The 19,843-nt window shown below is 69.2% G+C and carries 17 protein-coding genes; 14 read left to right on the forward strand and 3 right to left on the reverse strand.

Annotation, left to right across the window (positions count from 1 at the left end):
- Positions 1–88 precede the first annotated feature (88 nt).
- From ruvA to E6C64_RS01325, 6 genes are all read left to right on the forward strand, one after another.
- Positions 89–697 carry a Holliday junction branch migration protein RuvA gene (ruvA, locus tag E6C64_RS01300; RefSeq protein WP_136425809.1) on the forward strand — a complete coding sequence of 203 codons (609 nt, stop codon included), beginning with the start codon at positions 89–91 and terminating at the stop codon, positions 695–697.
- A complete protein-coding gene (gene ruvB / locus E6C64_RS01305) occupies positions 694–1,713 on the forward strand; it encodes a Holliday junction branch migration DNA helicase RuvB (protein ID WP_136425810.1) in 1,020 nt (339 codons plus the stop codon). Before ruvA ends, ruvB begins: the two co-directional genes overlap by 4 nt.
- Before the next feature lie 191 nt (positions 1,714–1,904).
- Positions 1,905–2,336, forward strand: a complete 432-nt coding sequence (gene yajC / locus E6C64_RS01310) for a preprotein translocase subunit YajC (RefSeq protein WP_136425811.1) — start codon at positions 1,905–1,907, stop codon at positions 2,334–2,336.
- A gap of 106 nt (positions 2,337–2,442) precedes the next feature.
- Positions 2,443–4,281, forward strand: coding sequence for a protein translocase subunit SecD (gene secD / locus E6C64_RS01315; protein WP_136425812.1), 1,839 nt, complete (start codon positions 2,443–2,445; stop codon positions 4,279–4,281).
- On the forward strand, positions 4,281–5,267 hold the full coding sequence (gene secF, locus E6C64_RS01320; protein WP_136425813.1) for a protein translocase subunit SecF: 987 nt from the start codon (positions 4,281–4,283) through the stop codon (positions 5,265–5,267). The genes secD and secF overlap by 1 nt, the downstream gene beginning before the upstream one ends.
- Before the next feature lie 251 nt (positions 5,268–5,518).
- Positions 5,519–7,732 carry a RelA/SpoT family protein gene (locus E6C64_RS01325; RefSeq protein ID WP_233255446.1) on the forward strand — a complete coding sequence of 738 codons (2,214 nt, stop codon included), beginning with the start codon at positions 5,519–5,521 and terminating at the stop codon, positions 7,730–7,732.
- On the opposite strand, the gene E6C64_RS01330 is transcribed toward E6C64_RS01325, so the two are convergent.
- The 3 genes from E6C64_RS01330 to E6C64_RS01340 form a co-directional block, all read right to left on the reverse strand.
- Positions 7,719–8,444 carry a hypothetical protein gene (locus E6C64_RS01330; RefSeq protein WP_136425815.1) on the reverse strand — a complete coding sequence of 242 codons (726 nt, stop codon included), beginning with the start codon at positions 8,442–8,444 and terminating at the stop codon, positions 7,719–7,721. The genes E6C64_RS01325 and E6C64_RS01330 overlap by 14 nt on opposite strands.
- Before the next feature lie 108 nt (positions 8,445–8,552).
- Complete coding sequence (locus tag E6C64_RS01335) at positions 8,553–9,785, reverse strand: DUF349 domain-containing protein (RefSeq protein ID WP_438941828.1); 1,233 nt, start codon at positions 9,783–9,785, stop codon at positions 8,553–8,555.
- A 136-nt stretch (positions 9,786–9,921) separates the two neighbouring features.
- Positions 9,922–10,707, reverse strand: a complete 786-nt coding sequence (locus tag E6C64_RS01340; protein WP_136425817.1) for a peptidylprolyl isomerase — start codon at positions 10,705–10,707, stop codon at positions 9,922–9,924.
- 203 nt (positions 10,708–10,910) lie between these two features.
- Here E6C64_RS01340 and E6C64_RS01345 point away from each other — a divergent pair, with 203 nt between their 5' ends.
- From E6C64_RS01345 to E6C64_RS01380, 8 genes are all read left to right on the forward strand, one after another.
- On the forward strand, positions 10,911–12,200 hold the full coding sequence (locus E6C64_RS01345) for a replication-associated recombination protein A (protein WP_136426362.1): 1,290 nt from the start codon (positions 10,911–10,913) through the stop codon (positions 12,198–12,200).
- Positions 12,201–12,744: 544 nt separating this feature from the next.
- A complete protein-coding gene (gene rpsD / locus E6C64_RS01350; protein ID WP_136425818.1) occupies positions 12,745–13,374 on the forward strand; it encodes a 30S ribosomal protein S4 in 630 nt (209 codons plus the stop codon).
- An 81-nt stretch (positions 13,375–13,455) separates the two neighbouring features.
- On the forward strand, positions 13,456–13,848 hold the full coding sequence (locus E6C64_RS01355) for a DUF948 domain-containing protein (RefSeq protein ID WP_136425819.1): 393 nt from the start codon (positions 13,456–13,458) through the stop codon (positions 13,846–13,848).
- Positions 13,849–14,002: 154 nt separating this feature from the next.
- Positions 14,003–14,221 carry a hypothetical protein gene (locus E6C64_RS01360; RefSeq protein ID WP_136425820.1) on the forward strand — a complete coding sequence of 73 codons (219 nt, stop codon included), beginning with the start codon at positions 14,003–14,005 and terminating at the stop codon, positions 14,219–14,221.
- A 96-nt stretch (positions 14,222–14,317) separates the two neighbouring features.
- On the forward strand, positions 14,318–16,975 hold the full coding sequence (gene alaS / locus E6C64_RS01365) for an alanine--tRNA ligase (RefSeq protein ID WP_136425821.1): 2,658 nt from the start codon (positions 14,318–14,320) through the stop codon (positions 16,973–16,975).
- 39 nt (positions 16,976–17,014) lie between these two features.
- Positions 17,015–17,476 carry a Holliday junction resolvase RuvX gene (gene ruvX, locus E6C64_RS01370; protein ID WP_136426363.1) on the forward strand — a complete coding sequence of 154 codons (462 nt, stop codon included), beginning with the start codon at positions 17,015–17,017 and terminating at the stop codon, positions 17,474–17,476.
- 11 nt (positions 17,477–17,487) lie between these two features.
- The gene (gene mltG, locus E6C64_RS01375; RefSeq protein ID WP_136425822.1) at positions 17,488–19,017 is read left to right on the forward strand and encodes an endolytic transglycosylase MltG; all 1,530 of its coding nucleotides are present in this window, start codon (positions 17,488–17,490) and stop codon (positions 19,015–19,017) included.
- Positions 19,017–19,841 (forward strand): shikimate dehydrogenase family protein, encoded by an 825-nt coding sequence (locus E6C64_RS01380; protein WP_158437696.1) that lies wholly within the window; start codon positions 19,017–19,019, stop codon positions 19,839–19,841. The genes mltG and E6C64_RS01380 overlap by 1 nt, the downstream gene beginning before the upstream one ends.
- The last annotated feature ends 2 nt before the right edge of the window (positions 19,842–19,843 follow it).

The following is a 19,843-nucleotide window of genomic DNA, read 5'->3' on the forward strand; positions in this document are numbered from 1 at the left end:
CCTCGACCTACAGGTCGCGTTCGAACACTTCTTCGACTCGCCGACCGGCAGGTGGCGGGGCGTCGGCGGTGCCGCTTAGCCTGACGGCATGATCTCGTCCCTGCGCGGAACCGTTCTCGCCGTGTCCGGCACGCAGGCGGTGATCGACGTCGGGGGAGTGGGCTACTCGGTCGCCGTCACCCCGCAGCATGCCCTCCAGCTGCGTACCGGCGCGGAAGCCGTCGTGCACACCACGCTCATCGTGCGTGAGGACGACATGTCGCTCTACGCCTTCGAGGACCTCGACGCCCAGCAGGTGTTCGATCTGCTCCGCGGCGTCACCGGGGTCGGGCCGAAGTCCGCGATGGCCGTCCTCGCCACCATGTCGCCCGACCTGATCGCCGACGCCGTGGCCACCGAGAACGACTCCGCATTCCGCAAGGTGTCCGGGATCGGACCCAAGACCGCGAAGCTCATCATCGTCTCGCTCACCGGCAAGGTCTTCGCCCGCACCACTCCCTCCGCCGTCGCTCCCGCCCAGCGCGCGGGTGGCGCCGACGTGGTCGTCGCGCTCGTGGGCCTCGGCTGGCCCGAGCGCGTGGCGCAGGCCACCGTCGAGGAGGTCATCGCCGAGACCGGCGGCGGCAGCACCCAGGTGCTGCTGCGCGCAGCGCTGTCCCGGCTCGGGCCCCGCCAGCTCAGCGGAAGCAGCTCATGAGCGAGGTCATGCCAACGCCCGAATCCGAGGCGGAGCTTGCCTTCGAGGGCGCCCTGCGCCCCAAGTCGCTCTCCGAGTTCGTCGGCCAGCAGAAGGTACGAGGACAGCTCCAGCTGCTGCTGCACGCCGCCACCCTGCAGAACCGCACGCCCGACCACATCCTGCTCGCCGGTCCGCCTGGGCTCGGCAAGACCACCCTCGCGATGATCGTCGCCTACGAGAGCGGCCGGCCGCTCCGGATGTCCAGCGGCCCCGCCATCCAGCACGCTGGCGACCTCGCCGCCGTGCTCTCGTCGCTGGTGCCCGGCGAGGTGCTCTTCATCGACGAGATCCACCGGATGGCCCGTTCCGCCGAGGAGATGCTCTACCTCGCCATGGAGGACTTCCGGATCGACATCATGGTCGGCAAGGGCGCGGGTGCCACGTCCATCCCGCTCGACCTCGCCCCCTTCACCCTCGTGGGCGCCACGACCCGCTCCGGGCTGCTGCCGAACCCGCTCCGAGACCGCTTCGGATTCACCGCCCACCTCGAGTTCTACGAGACGGGCGAGCTCGAGCGGGTGCTCGCCCGGGCGGCCGAGATGCTCGAGCTGGAGGTCGATCCGGGCGCGCTGACCTCGATCGCGAGCCGCAGCCGCGGCACGCCCCGCATCGCCAACCGGCTGCTGCGCCGGGTGCGGGACTATGCGCTCGTCCACCGGACGACAGCCGGGCAGGAGGCGGTCGACGCCGCCCTCGAGCTCTACGACGTGGACGAGCTCGGCCTCGACCGGCTCGACCGTGCCGTGCTCGACGCCATCCTCACCCGCTTCGAAGGGGGACCGGTAGGACTCAACACGCTCGCCGTCTCGGTGGGCGAGGAGGCGGACACCATCGAGTCGGTCGTCGAGCCGTTCCTGGTGCGGATCGGGCTGCTGAGCCGCACTCCGCGGGGCCGTGTGGCGACGGCAGCGGGCTGGCGACACCTCGGCCGTCGAGCGGCCATTCCGGCCGCGCTGTTCGACGACCAGCTATGATCATCCGAAGCCGGGCGCCTGTGTGCGCGGCTTCGGACAGGCTTCCAGAGGCCCGCCCCCGCGGCGATGTCGATCCCGGCGGCTCGGGCACCAACCGCGCTTTCAGGACCTGTCGCTACACTGCTCGCAACAATTGCACCGCGCGCTGACCTCGCGTCCCGCGTCGGTACCTTCAGGAAGGCTGCACTCTCGTGCCCAATCTCTTCGCCGATCCGCTGACTCTCGTCATGCTCGCGGTGCTCGCCGTGCTCATCTTCTTCATGTTCCGCAACAGCCGCAAGCGCCAGCGCGATGCCGCGGCGATGCAGGACCGCACCCAGGTCGGCGCCAAGATCATGACCAACTTCGGCCTCTTCGGCACCATCGTCGCGATCAACGACGAGGAGAACGAGGTCCAGGTCGAATCGACTCCCGGCACCATCGTCACCGTTCACCGCCAGACGATCGCCAAGATCATCACCGCCCCGGGCGAGGTCGTCACCGACGACGAGGCCGAGCTGGCCGAGGAGGGCGTCCTCCTCGCCGACGAGCCCGAGTACGGACAGCGCAAGGACTCGCTCGACGCCGGCGACCGGACTGCGGATGGACGCGCGGCGTCGAATTCGCAGAAAGCCGCCGAATAGTCGGTAGCGTCAACGTGCCCGCCGACGAGGCGGGCACATTGCCGCGCCACGCGTGCGCCCATCGTCGGGGCCGCGCGGCGACGGCTCGATAGAAAGCAGAGCCACGTTGGCCAAAACGACGAGCCCGGTCCGCAAGGCGTGGCGCTCCCTCGCCATCCTGGGCGGCATCATCGTCGCCCTTGTCGGCGTCAACCTCGCGGGCGTCCTCATCCCGGGCGCCGGCGGACAGTGGGCCCCCAAGCTCGCACTCGACCTCGAGGGCGGCACGCAGATCATCCTCGCCCCGGTGGTCGACGGCGACACCCAGGTCTCGCAGGAGCAGCTCAACCAGGCCGTCTCGATCATCCGCCAGCGCATCGACTCCGCCGGCGTGAGCGAGTCGGAGATCACCACGCAGGGCGCCAGCAACATCGTCGTCTCCATCCCCGGCCAGCCCGATGAGCAGACGCTGGAGCGCATCGAGGCTTCGGCCAAGCTCGAATTCCGCCCCGTGCTCCTCGCGGGCACGCCGTCGACGGACAGCATCGGCGGCACGGACAGCGCGACGCCCACCCCGACGCCCACCCCCAGCGTTGCGGATACGCCGGCGCCGGCTCCCACGGACGCCAGCGATGTCTCGCAGGTCACCCCGGCTCTGCAGACCGCCTACGACGCCTTCGACTGCTCCGACATCGACAGCAGCAAGGTCGCACCCGCCGATCAGCCGCTGGTCACCTGCGAGACCGACGGCTCGATCAAGTACATCCTCGGCCCGGTCGAGATCGACGGCGCCGACGTCTCGAACGCGATGAGCGGTGTCGTCTCCACCAGCACCGGTGCCAGCACGGGCCAGTGGGCCGTCAACATCGACTTCAACGATCAGGGCGCCGAGGAGTTCGGCGCGGTCACCGCCCGACTCATCCAGCTGACCTCGCCGCGCAACCAGTTCGGCATCGTGCTCGACGGCCGCGTCATCTCCGCACCTGTCGCCCAGGCGGTGATCACCGACGGCAACGCGCAGATCACCGGCAACTTCGACCAGGAGACCTCCAAGTCCCTCGCCGATCAGCTGAAGTACGGCGCCCTCCCCATCAGCTTCACCGTGCAGAGCTCCGATGTGATCTCGGCGACCCTCGGCAGCTCGCAGCTGCAGAGCGGCCTCATCGCCGGCCTCATCGGCCTGATCCTGGTCGTGATCTACTCGCTCATCCAGTACCGGACCCTCGGATTCGTGACGGTCGCGTCGCTCGTGGTCGCGTCGGTGATCACCTACCTGCTGATCACCTTCCTGTCCTGGCGTGAGGGCTACCGGCTGTCGCTCGCAGGAGTCGCGGGTCTGATCGTGGCGATCGGCATCACGGCCGACTCGTTCATCGTGTACTTCGAGCGCATCCGCGACGAGCTACGCGACGGCCGCGGCCTCAGCGGAGCGGTCGAAGCCGGCTGGAAGCGCGCGCTGCGCACCATCATCGCGTCGGACACCGTCAACTTCCTCGCCGCCATCGTGCTGTTCCTCGTGGCGATCGGCAACGTGCGCGGCTTCGCGCTGACGCTCGGTCTCACCACCATCATCGACCTCATCGTCGTAACGCTCTTCACCCACCCGGTTCTTCAGCTGATCTCGAAGACCCGGTTCTTCAGCGAGGGGCATCGCCTGTCCGGGCTCGACCCGCGTGCCCTCGGCGCCGTCTACCGCGGCCGGGCGGAGTTCCGACCCCCGGCGGTATCGACCGCGCGCACGGCAGCCAGTCGCGGCGAGGCCGCGCGTCGCCAGACGATCGCGGAGCGCAAGGCGGCCGAGTCCGCGCCCACGCAGGACACCCGCGTCCCGGCCGGCGTCGACAGCGGCGCCACGGGCACGTCCAGCACGACGGCCACCGGCACGAAGACGCCCGGCACGAAGAACACCGGCACGAATTCCAGCAGCACGAAGCCGACGACCGGCGCGAAGGGCGGCAAGCGCTGATGGCCAGCTTCTCCGATTTCGGCAACGACCTGTACACGGGCAAGCGCTCGATCGACTTCATCTCGCGGCGACGGGTCTGGTTCCTCATCTCGGCGATCGCGGTGCTGATCGCCATCGTGGTCCCGATCCTGCGGGGCGGCTTCGTCCTCGGCATCGAGTTCACCGGGGGATCGCAGTTCCAGATCTCCGGCGTGGACACGAAGGATCAGACCCTCGCGGAAGACGCCGTGCAATCCGTCGTCCCCGAGATCGTGCCTCGTGTGACGACCGTCGGCAGCGACGGCATCCGCGTGCAGACCGATCAGCTCACGGACGACGACTCGACCCAGGTGCGGCTTGCCCTCGCCTCGGCGTACGAGGTCGATCAGGCCGACGTCACCGAATCGTTCATCGGTCCGTCATGGGGTCAGGACATCAGCCGGCAGGCGCTGTTCGGCCTCGGTGTGTTCCTCGCGGCCGCATTCATCTTCATGGCGCTCTACTTCCGCACCTGGAAGATGTCGGTCGCGGCCATGGTGGCGCTGCTGCACGACCTCATCATCACCGCGGGCGTCTACGGGATCGTCGGCTTCGAGGTCACGCCGGCGGCGGTCATCGGATTCCTCACGATCCTCGGATACTCGCTCTACGACACGGTCGTGGTGTTCGACAAGATCCGCGAGAACACGATGGGCGGCGAATCGTCATCCGGGCGGACCTTCGTCGAGTCCGTCAACCTCGCGGTGAATCAGACCCTCGTGCGCTCGATCAACACATCGGCCGTCGCGATCCTGCCGATCGCCTCGATCCTCTTCATCGGCGCGTTCGTGCTCGGCGCGGGGACCCTGCGCGACATCGCGCTCGCCCTCTTCATCGGGGTGCTCATCGGCACCTACTCGACGATCTTCGTCGCGGCCCCGCTCTACGCCACGCTGCGCCAGGGCGAATCCGAGATCAAGAAGCAGAGCAAGCGGACTCTCGAGCTCCGCGCGAAGAGCGTCGCCTGATCGCGGGCGGCCTCGCCGCATGCCGAGTACTCGACATCGGGTACTCGGACGTCGGGTACCCGGGCATCAGGGACTCGGACGTCGGGTACTCGCAGGGCGAACAGCGAAATACAGCCGGGTGTCCTAACGTTGCAGTCGATGCAGGAGGTTGACGAGTGACGGAAGCACCGGTTACGAGGGCGGGCTCCGCCGCGAGCCCGGCGGGCGCTCCCACACCGCCGAGCACCAACACCAGCTCACTCCGCCGCCTGGTGCCGCGGATCTTCTCCCGCTCACAGCCCACCGGCGCGGTCGACACCCTGCTGCGCACCGTCCGCACGCATCATCCCAAGGCCGACCTCAGCATCATCGAGCGCGCCTACGCCGTCGCCGAGAAGGCGCACGCGGATCAGAAGCGGGACAGCGGCGAGCCGTACATCACCCACCCCGTCGCGGTGGCGCAGATCATCGCAGAGCTCGGCATCGGCCCGAAGACGATCGCGGCAGCGCTGCTGCACGACACGGTCGAAGACACCGGATACTCGCTCGACGAGCTGCGTCGCGAGTTCGGCGATGAGGTCGGCATGCTGGTCGACGGTGTCACCAAGCTCGACAAGCTGAAGTACGGCGACAGCGCGCAGGCCGAGACCGTCCGCAAGATGGTCGTCGCGATGTCGAAGGACATCCGCGTGCTCGTCATCAAGCTCGCCGACCGGCTGCACAACGCCCGCACATGGGGCTTCGTCTCGCCTCAGCGCGCCGCCAAGAAGGCGCAGGAGACCCTCGAGATCTACGCGCCGCTCGCGCACCGCCTGGGCATCCAGACCATCAAGCTCGAGCTCGAGGACCTGTCGTTCGCGGTGCTCTACCCCAAGCTCTACGCCGAGATCGAGAGCCTCGTCCGGCAGCGCACCCCGCGGCGCGGGGCCTTCGTTCAGGAGGTCATCGACACGGTCGTCGAGGACCTCCGCTCCGCCCGGATCAAGGGCACCGTCGCCGGTCGGCCGAAGCAGTACTACTCGATCTACCAGAAGATGATCGTGCGCGGCCGCGAGTTCGACGAGATCTACGACCTCGTCGGCATCCGCGTGCTCGTCGACTCCCTGCGCGACTGCTACGCCGTGCTCGGCGCGATCCACTCCCGCTGGACCCCGGTGCCGGGACGCTTTAAGGACTACATCGCGACGCCGAAGTTCAACCTGTACCAGTCGCTGCATACGACCGTCATCGGGCCGGACGGCCGCCCGGTCGAGATCCAGATCCGCACCCACGACATGCATCACCGCGCCGAGTTCGGCGTCGCCGCGCACTGGAAGTACAAGGAGCGGCTGGCGGGCAAGAACTCCAAGGTCGCCCAGGCGACGTCTCAGAGCGAGACGGACATGGCCTGGCTCGCGCACATCTCCGACTGGCAGGCCGAGACCGCCGACCCGGGGGAGTTCCTCGACTCCCTGCGCTTCGAGATCGGCGCCAAGGAGGTCTACGTCTTCACCCCGAAGGGCAAGGTCATCGGCCTGCCCTCCGGCGCCACCCCGGTGGACTTCGCCTACGCGGTGCACACCGACGTCGGCCACCGCACCATGGGCGCCAAGGTCAACGGCCGCCTCGTCCCGCTCGAGAGCGGACTGAACAGCGGCGACGTGGTCGAGATCTTCACCTCCAAGAATCCCGATTCCGGGCCCAGCCAGGACTGGCTGCAGTTCGTCAAGAGCCCTCGCGCCCGCAACAAGATCCGCCAGTGGTTCACCAAGGAGCGGCGCGAAGAGGCCATCGAGCAGGGCAAGGACGCGATCTCGCGGGCCATGCGCAAGCAGAACCTGCCCCTGCAGCGCCTGATGAGTCAGGACGTCTTCGCCGAGGTCGCCGGACAGCTGCGCTACGACGACGTCTCCGCCCTCTACGCCGCACTCGGCGAGGGGCACGTCTCGACGCAGTCGGTCATCGAGAAGGTGCTCGCCTTCGTGCAGGGCGAGCCCGAGGCCGAAGAGGCCGAGACGATCCCGTCGCGGGGACCGAGCCGATCGCTGCGCGGCACCGACTCGGGCATCCTCGTCCGCGGAGCGTCCGACATCCTCGTCAAGCTGGCCAAGTGCTGCACCCCGGTGCCCGGCGACGACGTCGTCGGCTTCGTCACCCGTGGCTCCGGAGTCTCGGTGCACCGATCCGACTGCAACAACGTCTCATCGCTGCTCACCGAACCCGAGCGGATGATCGAGGTCGAGTGGGCGCCCTCGTCCAAGAGCGTGTTCCTGGTCCAGATCCAGGTGGAGGCGCTCGACCGTTCAGGGCTGCTCTCCGACGTCACCCGCGTGCTGTCGGAGCACCACGTGAACATCCTGTCGGCGACCGTCTCGACCTCGAGCGACCGCCTTGCGCTGAGCCGCTTCCTGTTCGAGATGGGCGACACCACCCACCTCGACCGGGTGCTCAACGCGGTCCGACGGATCGACGCCGTCTACGACGTCTACCGGGTCAGCGCCGGCTAGCAGGCGCCGTTGTTCCCGACGGGCGCGAGCCGGCAGCGTTCGTCAGGCGCGCCTCGATCTGGTCCGCGCGTGCTGTCGCCGCCGCGGCCCGGGTGGCGAACCTCTGGTCGGTCATCGCCTCCCTGAGCTGGTGCAGCTCGCCGAGGGAGTCGGCCGACCGATCGAGCAGCGCGATCACGGCATCCGACCAATCGCTGGCCTCGGGCGCCTCTCGGAGAAGGTCGATCGCCGTCCGTCGTGGCGAGGTGAGGCGGAGCCCGCGCACGGACTCGATCTCATCGGGGTGCAGCGCGATCTCGCGGACGCCCGTCCGCGGCAGCGGCACGACCGAGGTCGCGGCCCCCCTGTCCCGCATCGTTCGGTCGGCTGCAGAAGGGTTCCGCGCCCACCGGTCGCGCCCACCAGACCCCTGCACATCCCGGTCGTTCGACGTCCGGCGTGGTCGCGAACGACGGGGCTCGCGACAGACGCAGCTGTCATAGGGGGTCTGCAGGACTCGCGTGGCGCCCCACACCCACGCCGCAGTCCAGCGATCCGCGATCAGTCGCGGCGCGAGGGTGGCGGCCACGACGTCCGCGCGGGTCTCGAGCGTCAGCGGTTCGCCCGCCGCCACCCACGACTCGCCGACGGCGCGGAGCACCCCGAGCAGTCGGAGGGAGGACAGCTCGGCGATGTCGAGATCACGGGTGGTGAGAACGGGGGAGAGGCGCATGGCAGAACTGTGGACTACGCCGACAGTCCGGTGCGCCGCGCGACGCCTTCTGTGGACAAGCCGCTCCATCGGCGCCCTGTGGAGGGGCCGACGGCTCGTACGACGCGGTCAGTCGCCCAGAGCGTCGAGCCAGATCTTGCGGGCGGCGAGAGCCTCTTCGGCCGCCTTGACCTTGCGGGCGTCGCCGCCGGCCTTGGCCTCATCGAGCTCGACCTGGAGCTTCTCGATCGCCGCGTGCAGCTGCGATGCGAGGCCCTGAGAGCGGGCCTTCGTCTCGGGGTTGGTGCGGCGCCAGTTGTCCTCTTCGAGCGACTTGACCGCGTTCTCGACCTTGCGGAGGCGCTCGTTGATCGGCTTGACGTCGTCGCGCGGCACCTTGCCGATGAGGTCCCAGCGGCGCTGGATGCCGGTCAGCTTCTCCCGAGCCTTGACCAGGTCCTTCTCAGTCAGCAGAGGCTCGGCCTCGTCGAGGAGCGCGCGCTTGGCGGCGAGGTTCTCGCTGAACTCCTCGTTCTCCTTCGCGTCCGTCTCGGACTTGGCGGCGTAGAGCAGATCGCCGGCGGCCTTGAAGCGGGCCCAGAGGGCGTCGTCCTGGCGCTTGCCGGCGCGACCGGCGTTCTTCCACTGCTCCAGCAGATCGCGATAGGTCGAGATTCCGGCCGATCCCTGGCCTGCCAGGCCCTCCGCCTTCTCGACGAGCTCGAGCTTGCGCTTGCGGACGTCGCGATGTGCGGAGTCGAGCTCGGCGAAGAACGCGCGGCGGTGCTGCTCGATCGTCGTCCGGGCGGCGCGGAAGCGCTTCCAGAGGTCGTCCGCAGCCCCCTTGGGCAGGCGCGGCCCCTCCTGCTGCTGCTTCTGCCAGGTGGCGAACAGCTCGTCGAGGGTCGCGGTCGCCTGCTTCCACTGGGTGGTCGCGGGGTCGGATGCGGCGAGCTTCTCGGCCTGCACGACGAGCTCCTCGCGGGCCACGAGCGCGGCCTCGACGAGGGCCTTGGACTCGGCGGTCTGCTTCTCGGTCTGCTCGGCGACGTTGCCGCGCAGCGCGCCGAGGCGCTCGGCGAGCGATGCGAGGTCGCCCACGACGTTCGCGCCCGCAATGGTCGATTCGAGCTTCTTCACCGTCTTGGCGATGTCGGCGGCCGGGGCACCGGCGCGCGACCGCTGCTCGAGGAGGCCCACCTGACCCGCGAGGTCCGCGTACTTGCGCGTGTAGTAGGCGAGTGCCTCGTCAGGTGTCGCATCGGGGTACTGCCCGACGTGGCGCTCACCGTCGTTCTCGCGGACGTAGACGTTGCCCTCGTCGTCGACGCGTCCCCAGGGTGCGGGATCTGTGGTGGTCACGCGGGTCACCTCGGTGTAGTGGAGCGGTGCATGCGAACAGTGGATCGCACGGGATTGCGGGGTGCGCGCAAGCCTGTCGAGCGCGCGAACAGCCTATTGCACCCCATGTCCGCCGGTCAGGGGCGGGAGGAGAGTGTTATTGGACCGTCACGCTGGTGATGGTGGTGGGCACGAGCGGGGCCCCGTCGGAGCTGCCGTCGACCGTGCCCGCGTCGGTGACCGCCGCGATCAGCTGATCGAGTCCGCTGGTGACCTGGCCGATCACGGTGTAGCCACCGGCGGTGTCCGAGGTGATGGTGGTGTCCGCGTAGACGATGAAGAACTGGCTGCCGTTCGAGTAGGCGTTGTCGCTCTGGCGGGCCAGTGCGATGGTCCCGGCGGGGTAGACGTCGTCGGCCGGTGCGTTCTCGATCGGTCCGAAGCTGTAGCCCAGGTCACCGCCGCCGGCACCGTCGACCGATCCGCACTGCAGCACCGAGAATCCGGTGTCCGTCAGCCGGTGACAGGTCTTGGCGTCGTAGAAGCCGGTCTGGGCGAGCGAGACGAACGAGGCGACGCCCTGGGGGGCGAGCCCGCCCTCGAGCGTGATGCCGAGCGGGATGTCGTTGAGCGTCATCTCGCCCGTCCACTCGCGGTACTCGGAGAGGTCGGCGGATGGCACGTCGCCGACATTCGCGCCCTCGGCGGCGGCGCTGGCGCTGGCGCTGGGCGTCGGGGTGGGGATCGGCACTCCCGGTCCGGCGGTGAAGTAGAAGACCTGCGCGGTGGCGGCGAGGGCGATCACGATGACTCCGGCCACGATCGCGACGATGTTGTCCCGGCGGCGCCGAGCCACCTGCTCGGCATGCACGGTCTGCTTGGCGGTGAAGCTGCGGAGGCGGGCTCGCGCGACGCGATCCGACCGGTCCTGCTTTCCCGCCACGGGTCCTCCAACTGGTTGCGTCGACCCGCTCGGGGCCGGCCGATCTGCCGCGGACGCACCTGTCGTCGTCCGCCGATGAGCATAGGGCGTCACCTCGATGAGCCCGCCGAGGAATCGCCCTCGTTGTCCGAGGGGGCATCTAGCATCGGGGGGTGACCCCGCAGCCCGGCCTCCGCACCGGCTCCACGCCTCTCGCCGTGAGGATGAGGCCCCGCAGCCTCGACGAGGTCGCGGGCCAGAAGCATCTGCTGGGCCCCGGGTCGCCGCTTGTCGCGCTCGCGGGTGACATCTCGGGGGAGCGCGGCGCGGTATCCGTCATCCTCTGGGGTCCGCCGGGCACCGGCAAGACCACGCTCGCTCAGGCGATCGCGCACAGCTCCGGGCGCCGCTTCGTCGAGCTGTCGGCGGTCACCGCAGGGGTGCGCGACGTGCGGGCGGTGATGGAGGAGGCGATGTCCCAGCGCGACCTCTACGGCGTCTCGACGGTGCTCTTCCTCGATGAGATCCACCGCTTCACCAAGGCTCAGCAGGACGCGCTCCTTCCCGGCGTCGAGAACGGCTGGGTCATCCTCGTCGCCGCCACCACCGAGAATCCCTCGTTCTCCGTCATCTCCCCGCTGCTGTCCCGTTCCCTGCTCCTGACGCTCGAGACGCTCGGCGACGACGATCTGGGCCTCCTCATCGATCGCGCCGTCAGCGACGAGCGCGGGCTCGACGGCCGGGTCGAGCTGACAGCCGAGGCGCGGGACCAGCTGATCCGCCTCGCGTCAGGAGATGCCCGACGGGCGCTGACCGCCCTCGAGGCGGCGGCCTTCGCGGCGGCGTCCGTCGAGCGCGACGAGGAGGACGAGACGCTGCCCGTGATCACGGCGGAGCTCGTCGCGGCCGCGGTCGACCGCGCCCTGCTGCGCTACGACCGACAGGGTGACGAGCACTACGACGTGATCAGCGCATTCATCAAGTCGGTGCGCGGCTCCGACGTCGACGCCGCCATCCACTACCTGGCGCGGATGATCGAGGCAGGGGAGGACCCGCGGTTCATCGCGCGGCGGATCATCGTCTCGGCCGCTGAGGACATCGGCATGGCCGACCCGCAGGCGCTCGTGATCGCGATCGCCGCGGCCGACGCCGTGCAGTTCATCGGCATGCCCGAGGGGCGCATCCCGCTGGCCGAGGCGGTCACCTACCTCGCCACAGCGCCCAAGTCGAACGCCTCGTACCTGGCCATCAACAGCGCGATCGCCGACGTGCGGGCCGGAAAGATCGGCCGCGTGCCCAAGCCGCTGCGCGACGCCCACTACCCGGGCGCCAAGAAGCTGGGGCACGGCAGCGGGTACAAGTACGCCCACGACTACGACCACGGCGTGGTGGCGCAGCAGTACCTGCCCGACGAGCTGAAGAGCACCACCTACTACTCGCCGACCGGCAACGGCTACGAGCGCGACGTCTCCGCCCGCCTCGAGCGCCTCCGGAAGATCCTGCGCGGGGAGTGATGCGGGCTCGTCCAGTCCGCTCGTTCGGCGCTTGAGCTCGTCGGAGCGCGACGTGAGATGACGCAAGTGGTGGGTGTTGAGCGCCGCAACCCACCACTTGCGTCACCTCACGGCGGCAACACCCACCACTCGAGTCACCTCATGCCCGGCCGCCCCCCCCCAGGTACAGCAACCGCTCCGCGCAACCCGGCCACCACCATCCCCAGCGCAGTGGAGCCGCGGCAGACCACAAGACGTGACCCGTCCTCCTCGAGTGCCGGCGTGGCCACAGCGCCGTGGACTGCGCTCCTCGACCAACGAGGAAGTGCGGCCTGCTCCGGCGTCGCCGGGGTGATAGCATCTTCGTTGGCCTTCTGCGGGTCCGAAGCGAGGCTGCGCATCGGACCGGTGAAGGGATGTATGCCTGTAGCCGGCTGATCCCACGGTCCGAATCCCTCTGCTCATCCGACGCGCACTCGCGCGATCGGTTGGCCAGGCACCCGTGCTCTTCGAAGCGCAGGGCGCCGGCTACAAAATCCGCATGCTTTCCAACTGAAAGGTCCCCGTGTCTACCAAGTCACGCACCCGCAGCAAGACCCGCCTGTCCCGCGCGCTCGGCATCGCGCTCACCCCGAAGGCCGCCAAGTACCTCGAGAAGCGTCCGTACGCTCCCGGTGAGCACGGCCGCACCAAGCGCAAGCAGGACAGCGACTACGCCGTCCGTCTGCGCGAGAAGCAGCGTCTGCGCGCCCAGTACGGCATCCGCGAGGCCCAGCTCCGCATCGTCTTCAACGAGGCACGCCGCGCCGCGGGCCTGACCGGTGAGAACCTGGTCGAGCTGCTCGAGCTGCGCCTCGACGCCCTCGTGCTCCGCGCCGGCTTCGCCCGGACCACCGCGCAGGCACGCCAGCTCGTCGTGCACCGCCACATCCTCGTCGACGGCCAGCTCGTCGACCGCCCCTCCTTCCGCGTCAAGCCGGGCCAGCTCATCCACGTCAAGGAGAAGAGCGAGTCGCTCGAGCCCTTCCAGGTCGCCGCCGCCGGCGCCCACGCCGACGTGCTCGCCAAGGTCCCGAGCTACCTCGAGGTCGAGATCGACAAGCTGCAGGCGCGCCTCATCCGCCGCCCGAAGCGCGCCGAGGTTCCCGTCACCGCTGAGGTTCAGCTGGTCGTGGAGTACTACGCCGCTCGATAGTTGCGACATCATGGAGGCGGGCTCGGTTTCGAGCCCGCCTCTGTGCGTTAAGGCACACGCAGGTAGAAGAAGGGTCGGATCATGACGGGTGGCGACATCGCCGGACTCATCGCCGCGGGAGTGTTCGCGGTGCTCGTCGCCGTGATCGCGATCCCGCTGGTCAAGCTCGGGAAGGTCTTCGATCAGACCACCGAGGCGATCAAGGAGGCCACGGTCGGCATCACGCCGATCCTGGAGGAGACGACCACCACGATCCGCGAGGCGAACAAGCAGCTGGTGCGCGTCGACGCCATCACCGGCAACGTCTCCGAGGTCACCGGCAATGTGTCCGCCCTCGTCGCGCTCTTCGCAGCATCGGTCGGCGGACCGCTGATCAAGCTCTCGGGCTTCACGGCAGGGGTGAGCGCCGCACTCGTCGGCATCCGCGGCGGCAAGGCCGCCGGAGGCGCGAAGAAGTCCAGGCGCAAGAAGTAGCGATTCCCGGGCACGTAGGAATCGCTCGGACACACCGCGTACGGCGTGCCGGCGCAGCCCAGATCTGCCGGAGGTGCCTCATCCCGGCCGTGTCGGACGTCCCGATAAACTCGCTCACAGACGCCCGACCGCGGGTCCACCGGAGGGAAGCACCATGAAGAACGTGTTGTGGCTGATCATCGGCGGCGCGACAGGACTCGCCGTCGCATACGGCGCATCGCGCACCGCACGGGGCAAGGCCTTCCTGGCCGACCTCGACGATCGGACCTCCGAGTTCAGCAAGGCCGTCGCCGACAGCTACCGTGCGCGCGAGGCGGAGTTGCGCGCCGCCATCAGCAAGGCGGACGACGCGATCTCCGACTTCCGCAGGTAGCTTGCGGCCGTTCCGCGCGACCTCCCGCACCACCATCCGCACCATCATTCGCACCACCATTCACCGGGCGCATCCCGCCCAGATCTGACAAGGCCCATGCAGACTGCCGAAATCCGTCGGCGCTGGCTCGAGTTCTTCGGCGAGCGCGGACACACCGTCGTCCCGTCGGCGTCGCTCGTCAGCGATGACCCCACGCTCCTCTTCACCGTCGCCGGGATGGTCCCGTTCATCCCGTACCTCACCGGTCTCGTGCCGCCGCCGTACCCCCGGGCGACCAGCGTGCAGAAGGTCATCCGCACGAACGACATCGAAGAGGTCGGCAAGACCCCTCGCCACGGCACGTTCTTCCAGATGAACGGAAACTTCAGCTTCGGCGACTACTTCAAGGAGCAGGCCATCCAGTACGCCTGGGAGCTGCTCACCACACCCGAGGCCGACGGCGGACTCGGCTTCTCGCCCGACGATCTCTGGGTCACGGTGTACGAGGAGGACGACGAGGCGATCGCCTTCTGGAAGAAGCACTCGAGCCTGCCGGACGAGCGCATCCAGCGCCTGGGTAAGGACACCAACTACTGGTCGACCGGGCAGCCCGGTCCCGCTGGCCCCTGCTCCGAGATCTTCTTCGACCGCGGACCGGCGTACGGCATCGACGGCGGCCCCGTGACCGATGACGACCGCTACGTCGAGATCTGGAATCTGGTCTTCATGCAGTACCAGATCACCAATGTGCGCTCGAAGGTCGACTTCGACATCGTCGGCGAGCTGCCGAACAAGAACATCGACACCGGCATGGGCCTCGAGCGGGTCGCGTTCATCAAGCAGGGCGTCGACAACATGTACGAGATCGACCAGGTCCGCCCGGTCCTCGACCGTGCCGCCGAGCTCTCCGGTCGCCCCTACGGCGCCGACCATGGCGACGACGTCCGCATGCGGGTCGTCGCCGACCACGTCCGCTCCGCCCTGATGCTGATGTCCGACGGCGTCGCGCCGGCCAACGAGGGCCGCGGCTACATCCTGCGCCGCCTGATGCGGCGCACGGTGCGGGCCATGCGCCTGCTCGGCGTGCAGGGAGCCACCTTCCCCGAGCTGTTCCTCGCCTCGCGCGATGCCATGAAGGGCGCCTACCCCGAGGTGGCGAGCGACTGGGATCGGATCAGCCGGATCGCCTTCGCCGAGGAGGAGACCTTCCTCCGCACGCTCGAGAGCGGGACGGGCATCCTCGACCTCGCCGTCGCCTCCACCAAGCGCGAGGGCAGCAGCCAGCTCACCGGAGACACCGTCTTCCAGCTGCACGACACGTACGGGTTCCCGATCGACCTCACCGTCGAGATGGCCGAGGAGGCCGGGCTCAGCGTCGACCGCGGCGCATTCGACCGCCTGATGTCCGAGCAGCGCGCGCGAGCCAAGGCCGATGCCAAGGCGAAGAAGAAGACCATCGCCGACCTCTCGGCGTACGGCGAGTTCCGCAGTGCGGGCGAGACCGTCTTCACCGGCTACGACTACCTGCAGGCCGAAGGCACGGTGCTCGGCATCCTCGTCGACGGCGTCTCCGTCGACCGGGCGACCGTCGGCCAGACCGCCGAGGTGATCCTCACCGAGAGCTCGCTCTATCCCGAGTCCGGCGGCCAGGAGGCCGACGCCGGCAGCATCCTCGGCGCCGGCTACGAGCTCCAGGTGCTCGATGTGCAGCGCCCGATCAAGGGGCTCATCTCGCATCGCGTCGAGGTCGTCTCGGGCGAGGTCGGAGTCGGCGACGCCGCGACCACCGTCGTCGACCCGGTGTGGCGCAAGGGTGCGACCCAGGCGCATTCCGCGACCCATCTCATCCACGCGGCGCTCCGCCAGGTGCTCGGCCCCGACGCGCACCAGGCCGGCTCGTACAACAAGGCCGGCTACATGCGGCTCGACTTCAACTGGAGCAAGCCGCTCTCCGCGGCGACCCGGAGCGAGATCGAGGGCATCGCGAACGACGCGATCCAGCAGGACTACGACGTCGTCACCCGCATCCTTCCGATCGACGAGGCAAAGGCGCTCGGTGCCATGGCCCTGTTCGGCGAGAAGTACGGCGACACCGTCCGGATGGTCGACATCGGCGGCCCGTGGTCGCGCGAGCTCTGCGCGGGTACGCATGTGTCCTCGAGCGCCGAGATCGGTCTGATCAACCTCGTGGGAGAGGCCTCGATCGGCTCCACCGCGCGTCGCATCGAGTCGCTCGTCGGCCCCGAGGCGTTCCGCGAGTTCGCCACGGAGCGGGCGATCGTCTCGCAGCTCTCGAGCGAGCTGAAGGCGCCCAAGGACCAGATTCCGGGACGCATCGCCGACCTGCTCGCCAATCTCAAGGCGGCGGAGAAGCGGATCGCCGAGTTCGAGCAGGCGCAGCTCAGCGGCCGCGTCCCCGCGCTCGTCGCGACTGCGCACACTGTCGGATCGCTCACGGCTGTGGTCGAGATGGTGGGGTCCCTCCGAAGTGCCGATGAGCTCCGCAGCCTCGCGACGTCGGTCCGCGAGCGCCTCGGCTCGACGGCCGGTGTGGTGGCCCTCGCGGCCGACGTCTCCGGCAAGCCCGCGGTCATCGTCGCCACCACCGCAGAAGGCCGGTCCGCCGGCATCAAGGCGGGCGTGCTGGCCAAGCTCGCCGCTGGAGTGCTCGGCGGAGGCGGCGGCGGCAAGGACGACATCGCGCAGGGCGGCGGCTCCGACGTCGCCGCGATCCCCGCAGCGCTCGAGGCCATCGCCGCTCAGCTGCGCGGCTGAGCCGCACCGCCCGCGATGGAACAGGGGCTGGACGGCGGCATGCGACGCGGAGTGCGGATCGGGGTCGACGTCGGGCGTGCCCGCGTCGGCCTCGCCGCCAGCGATCCGCACGGCATCCTCGCCTCACCCGTGGAGACGATCCAGCGCCGGGAGGAGCTCGCGCCTGTCCTCGACCGCGTGCTGGTCGAGGCAGCCGACCGGGCGGCCATCGAGATCGTGGTCGGGCTGCCCATCTCCCTGTCCGGAGGGGACACGCCGTCCACCGCGGATGCACGGGAATTCGCGGCAGCGCTGGCCGCGAAGTCCGACATACCGGTGCGGATGATCGACGAGCGGCTGAGCACGGTATCCGCCCAGGCCGCCCTCCATGCGAGCGGTAGGAAGACGCGCGGGTCGCGTCCCGTGATCGACCAAGTGGCCGCAGTTATACTTCTGCAACACGCTCTCGACTCCGAGCGGGCTGGCGGGGGGCCACCCGGGACGACGATCGAGCCGAACTGAAAGTGCTGATCGTGTCCCACTCTTCACCTCCCAGCTCGGCGACGGGCGAAGGACCTGATGCGGGCGCGACCACCCCGATCCCCGTGCAGAGCGCATCGCAGCCGGGGTTCCCGCAGCAGGGCAGCCGCCGTCAGGCTGCACCGCAGCAGCAGGGTGCACCGCAGCAGCAGGGCGTCCAGCAGCAGGGCGTCCAGCAGCAGGGCGTCCGCCGTCAATCCGCAGCGCAGCGGGTCGGCGCGTCTCAGACGGCACCGCAGCAGGGCGCCGCAGACGATCGCACCTCCTCGGAGTACGCGCCGACCTGGGATCAGCTCCTCGGCTCCGACGGCGCACGAGACAGGTCCGACGCCGAGAACCAGCTCCCCGCCACGAGCCGCCGCGAACTTCGCGACCGCGAAGCGGGTGGGCGTGGGCGTCTGCGCCGCAACGAGGAGACCTACGGCTTCCCCTCCGTCGCTCCGCCCAAGCGCAAGCACCGCTGGGTCGGCTGGGTGGTCGGCCCGATCGTCACCATCGGGATCATCGGCGGTGGCCTGGTGGGCGCCGCCTATCTCCTGGTGCCCGACTGGCCCGCCAAGCTCGACGAGTACTTCGCCGGTCCGCCGGTGATCGACTACACCGGCACCGGCGTCGACCCCGTGACGGTCGTCATCCATGACGGCGACATCGGCTCCGACGTCGCCAAGACCCTCGTGCGCTCCGGTGTCACGATGACCTTCGACTCCTTCTACGACCTGCTGCTCGCCGAGGACGAGGCCCCCGTGTTCCAGCCGGGCGCCTACACGCTGAAGACCCAGATGAGCGCACAGTCCGCCCTCGACGCCCTGCTCGATCCGGCCAACAAGCTGCAGAACCAGGTCGTGATCCCCGAGGGCGAGAGCATGTCCAACGCGCTCGTCTCGGTCTCCGAGGGTTCCGGCATCCCGCTCGAGGACCTCACGACGGCAGCCGCCGACTACGGCTCCTACGGGCTGCCGGCTGGCGCCACGAGCCTCGAGGGCTTCCTCTTCCCGGCGACCTACATCTTCGACCCGGGCACCACTGCGCATGATGCGCTGCAGATCATGGTCAACCGCACGTTCGAGTCGCTCGACGCCGCAGGAGTCGCTCCCGACGACCGCTTCCGGGTCATCACGTTCGCCTCCCTCGTGCAGCGCGAGGCGGGGCTGCGCGACGACTTCTACAAGGTCGCACGAGTGTTCCAGAACCGCCTCGATCAGGGCATGGCACTGCAGTCCGACGCGACCGTCGCCTACGGATCCGGCAACACGGATCGGGTCAGCACGACGGACGAGGAGCGCCTCAATGAGGCGAACCTCTACAACACCTACGTGCACCCCGGCCTGCCGATCGGGCCGATCTCGAACCCGGGCGACCTCGCCATCGACGCGGTGCTGCATCCGGCCGACGGACCGTGGCTGTACTTCGTGACCGTCAACCTGGAGACAGGCGAGACCGTCTTCTCCGAGACGCTCGATGAGCACGAGGCGGCGGTCAACCAGTGGCTCGGCTGGATGGACGAGCACCCGGAGTACCAGTAGTGCCGCGGGAGCACCGCCGGTTCGCGGTGCTCGGATCGCCCATCGCCCACTCGAAGTCGCCCGACCTGCACGCGGCGGCGTCCCGGGTGCTCGGACTGGACTGGAGCTACGGCCGGCAGGAGATCGACCAGGCCGGGCTCGCCGACTTCGTCGACGGACTCGATGCCAGCTGGCGAGGCCTGTCGCTCACCATGCCTCTCAAGGAGACCGTCCTCCCGCTTCTCACCGACGTCGATCCGCTGGTCGAGCTCACGGGGGCGGCCAACACCGTGGTGTTCGACGGCGAGCGACGGCTCGGCTTCAACACGGACGTGCAGGGGATCGTCGCCGCGTTCCGCGAGCGGGGGATCCCTTCGGTCGAGCGCGGCCTGCTGCTCGGCACGGGAGCCACCGCGCGATCCACCGTCGTGGCGCTGCAGCGCCTGGGAGTCCACTCGCTCGTGGTGAGCGGACGCACGGCAGCCCGCGCCGAGGAGGTGGCGGAGCTCGCCCGGAGTCTTGGCGTGCGCGCCGATGTGCACCGCCTCGGCGACCAGTGGCCGCACGACTCGTTCGACGTCATCGCCAGCACCCTGCCCGGCTCGACCGAGATCGACCTGCCGATCCTGGCGCACACCGGGGTGCTGTTCGACGTCGCCTACGGCCCCGAGCCGAGCGCGGCATCACGCCTCATCCCGGCGGAGGCGATCGTCGACGGCCTCGACATGCTGATCCACCAGGCGCTGCTGCAGGTGCGGGCCTTCCTCACCGGCGATCCCACCCGTGCGCTTCCGCAGGAGGCCGAGGTGCTCCAGGCCATGAAGGCGGCTGTGGGAGGATTCTGAGC

Origin of the sequence: Naasia lichenicola, assembly GCF_004801885.1 — a bacterium.
In the GTDB taxonomy this organism is placed as follows: Bacteria; Actinomycetota; Actinomycetes; order Actinomycetales; family Microbacteriaceae; genus Naasia; species Naasia lichenicola.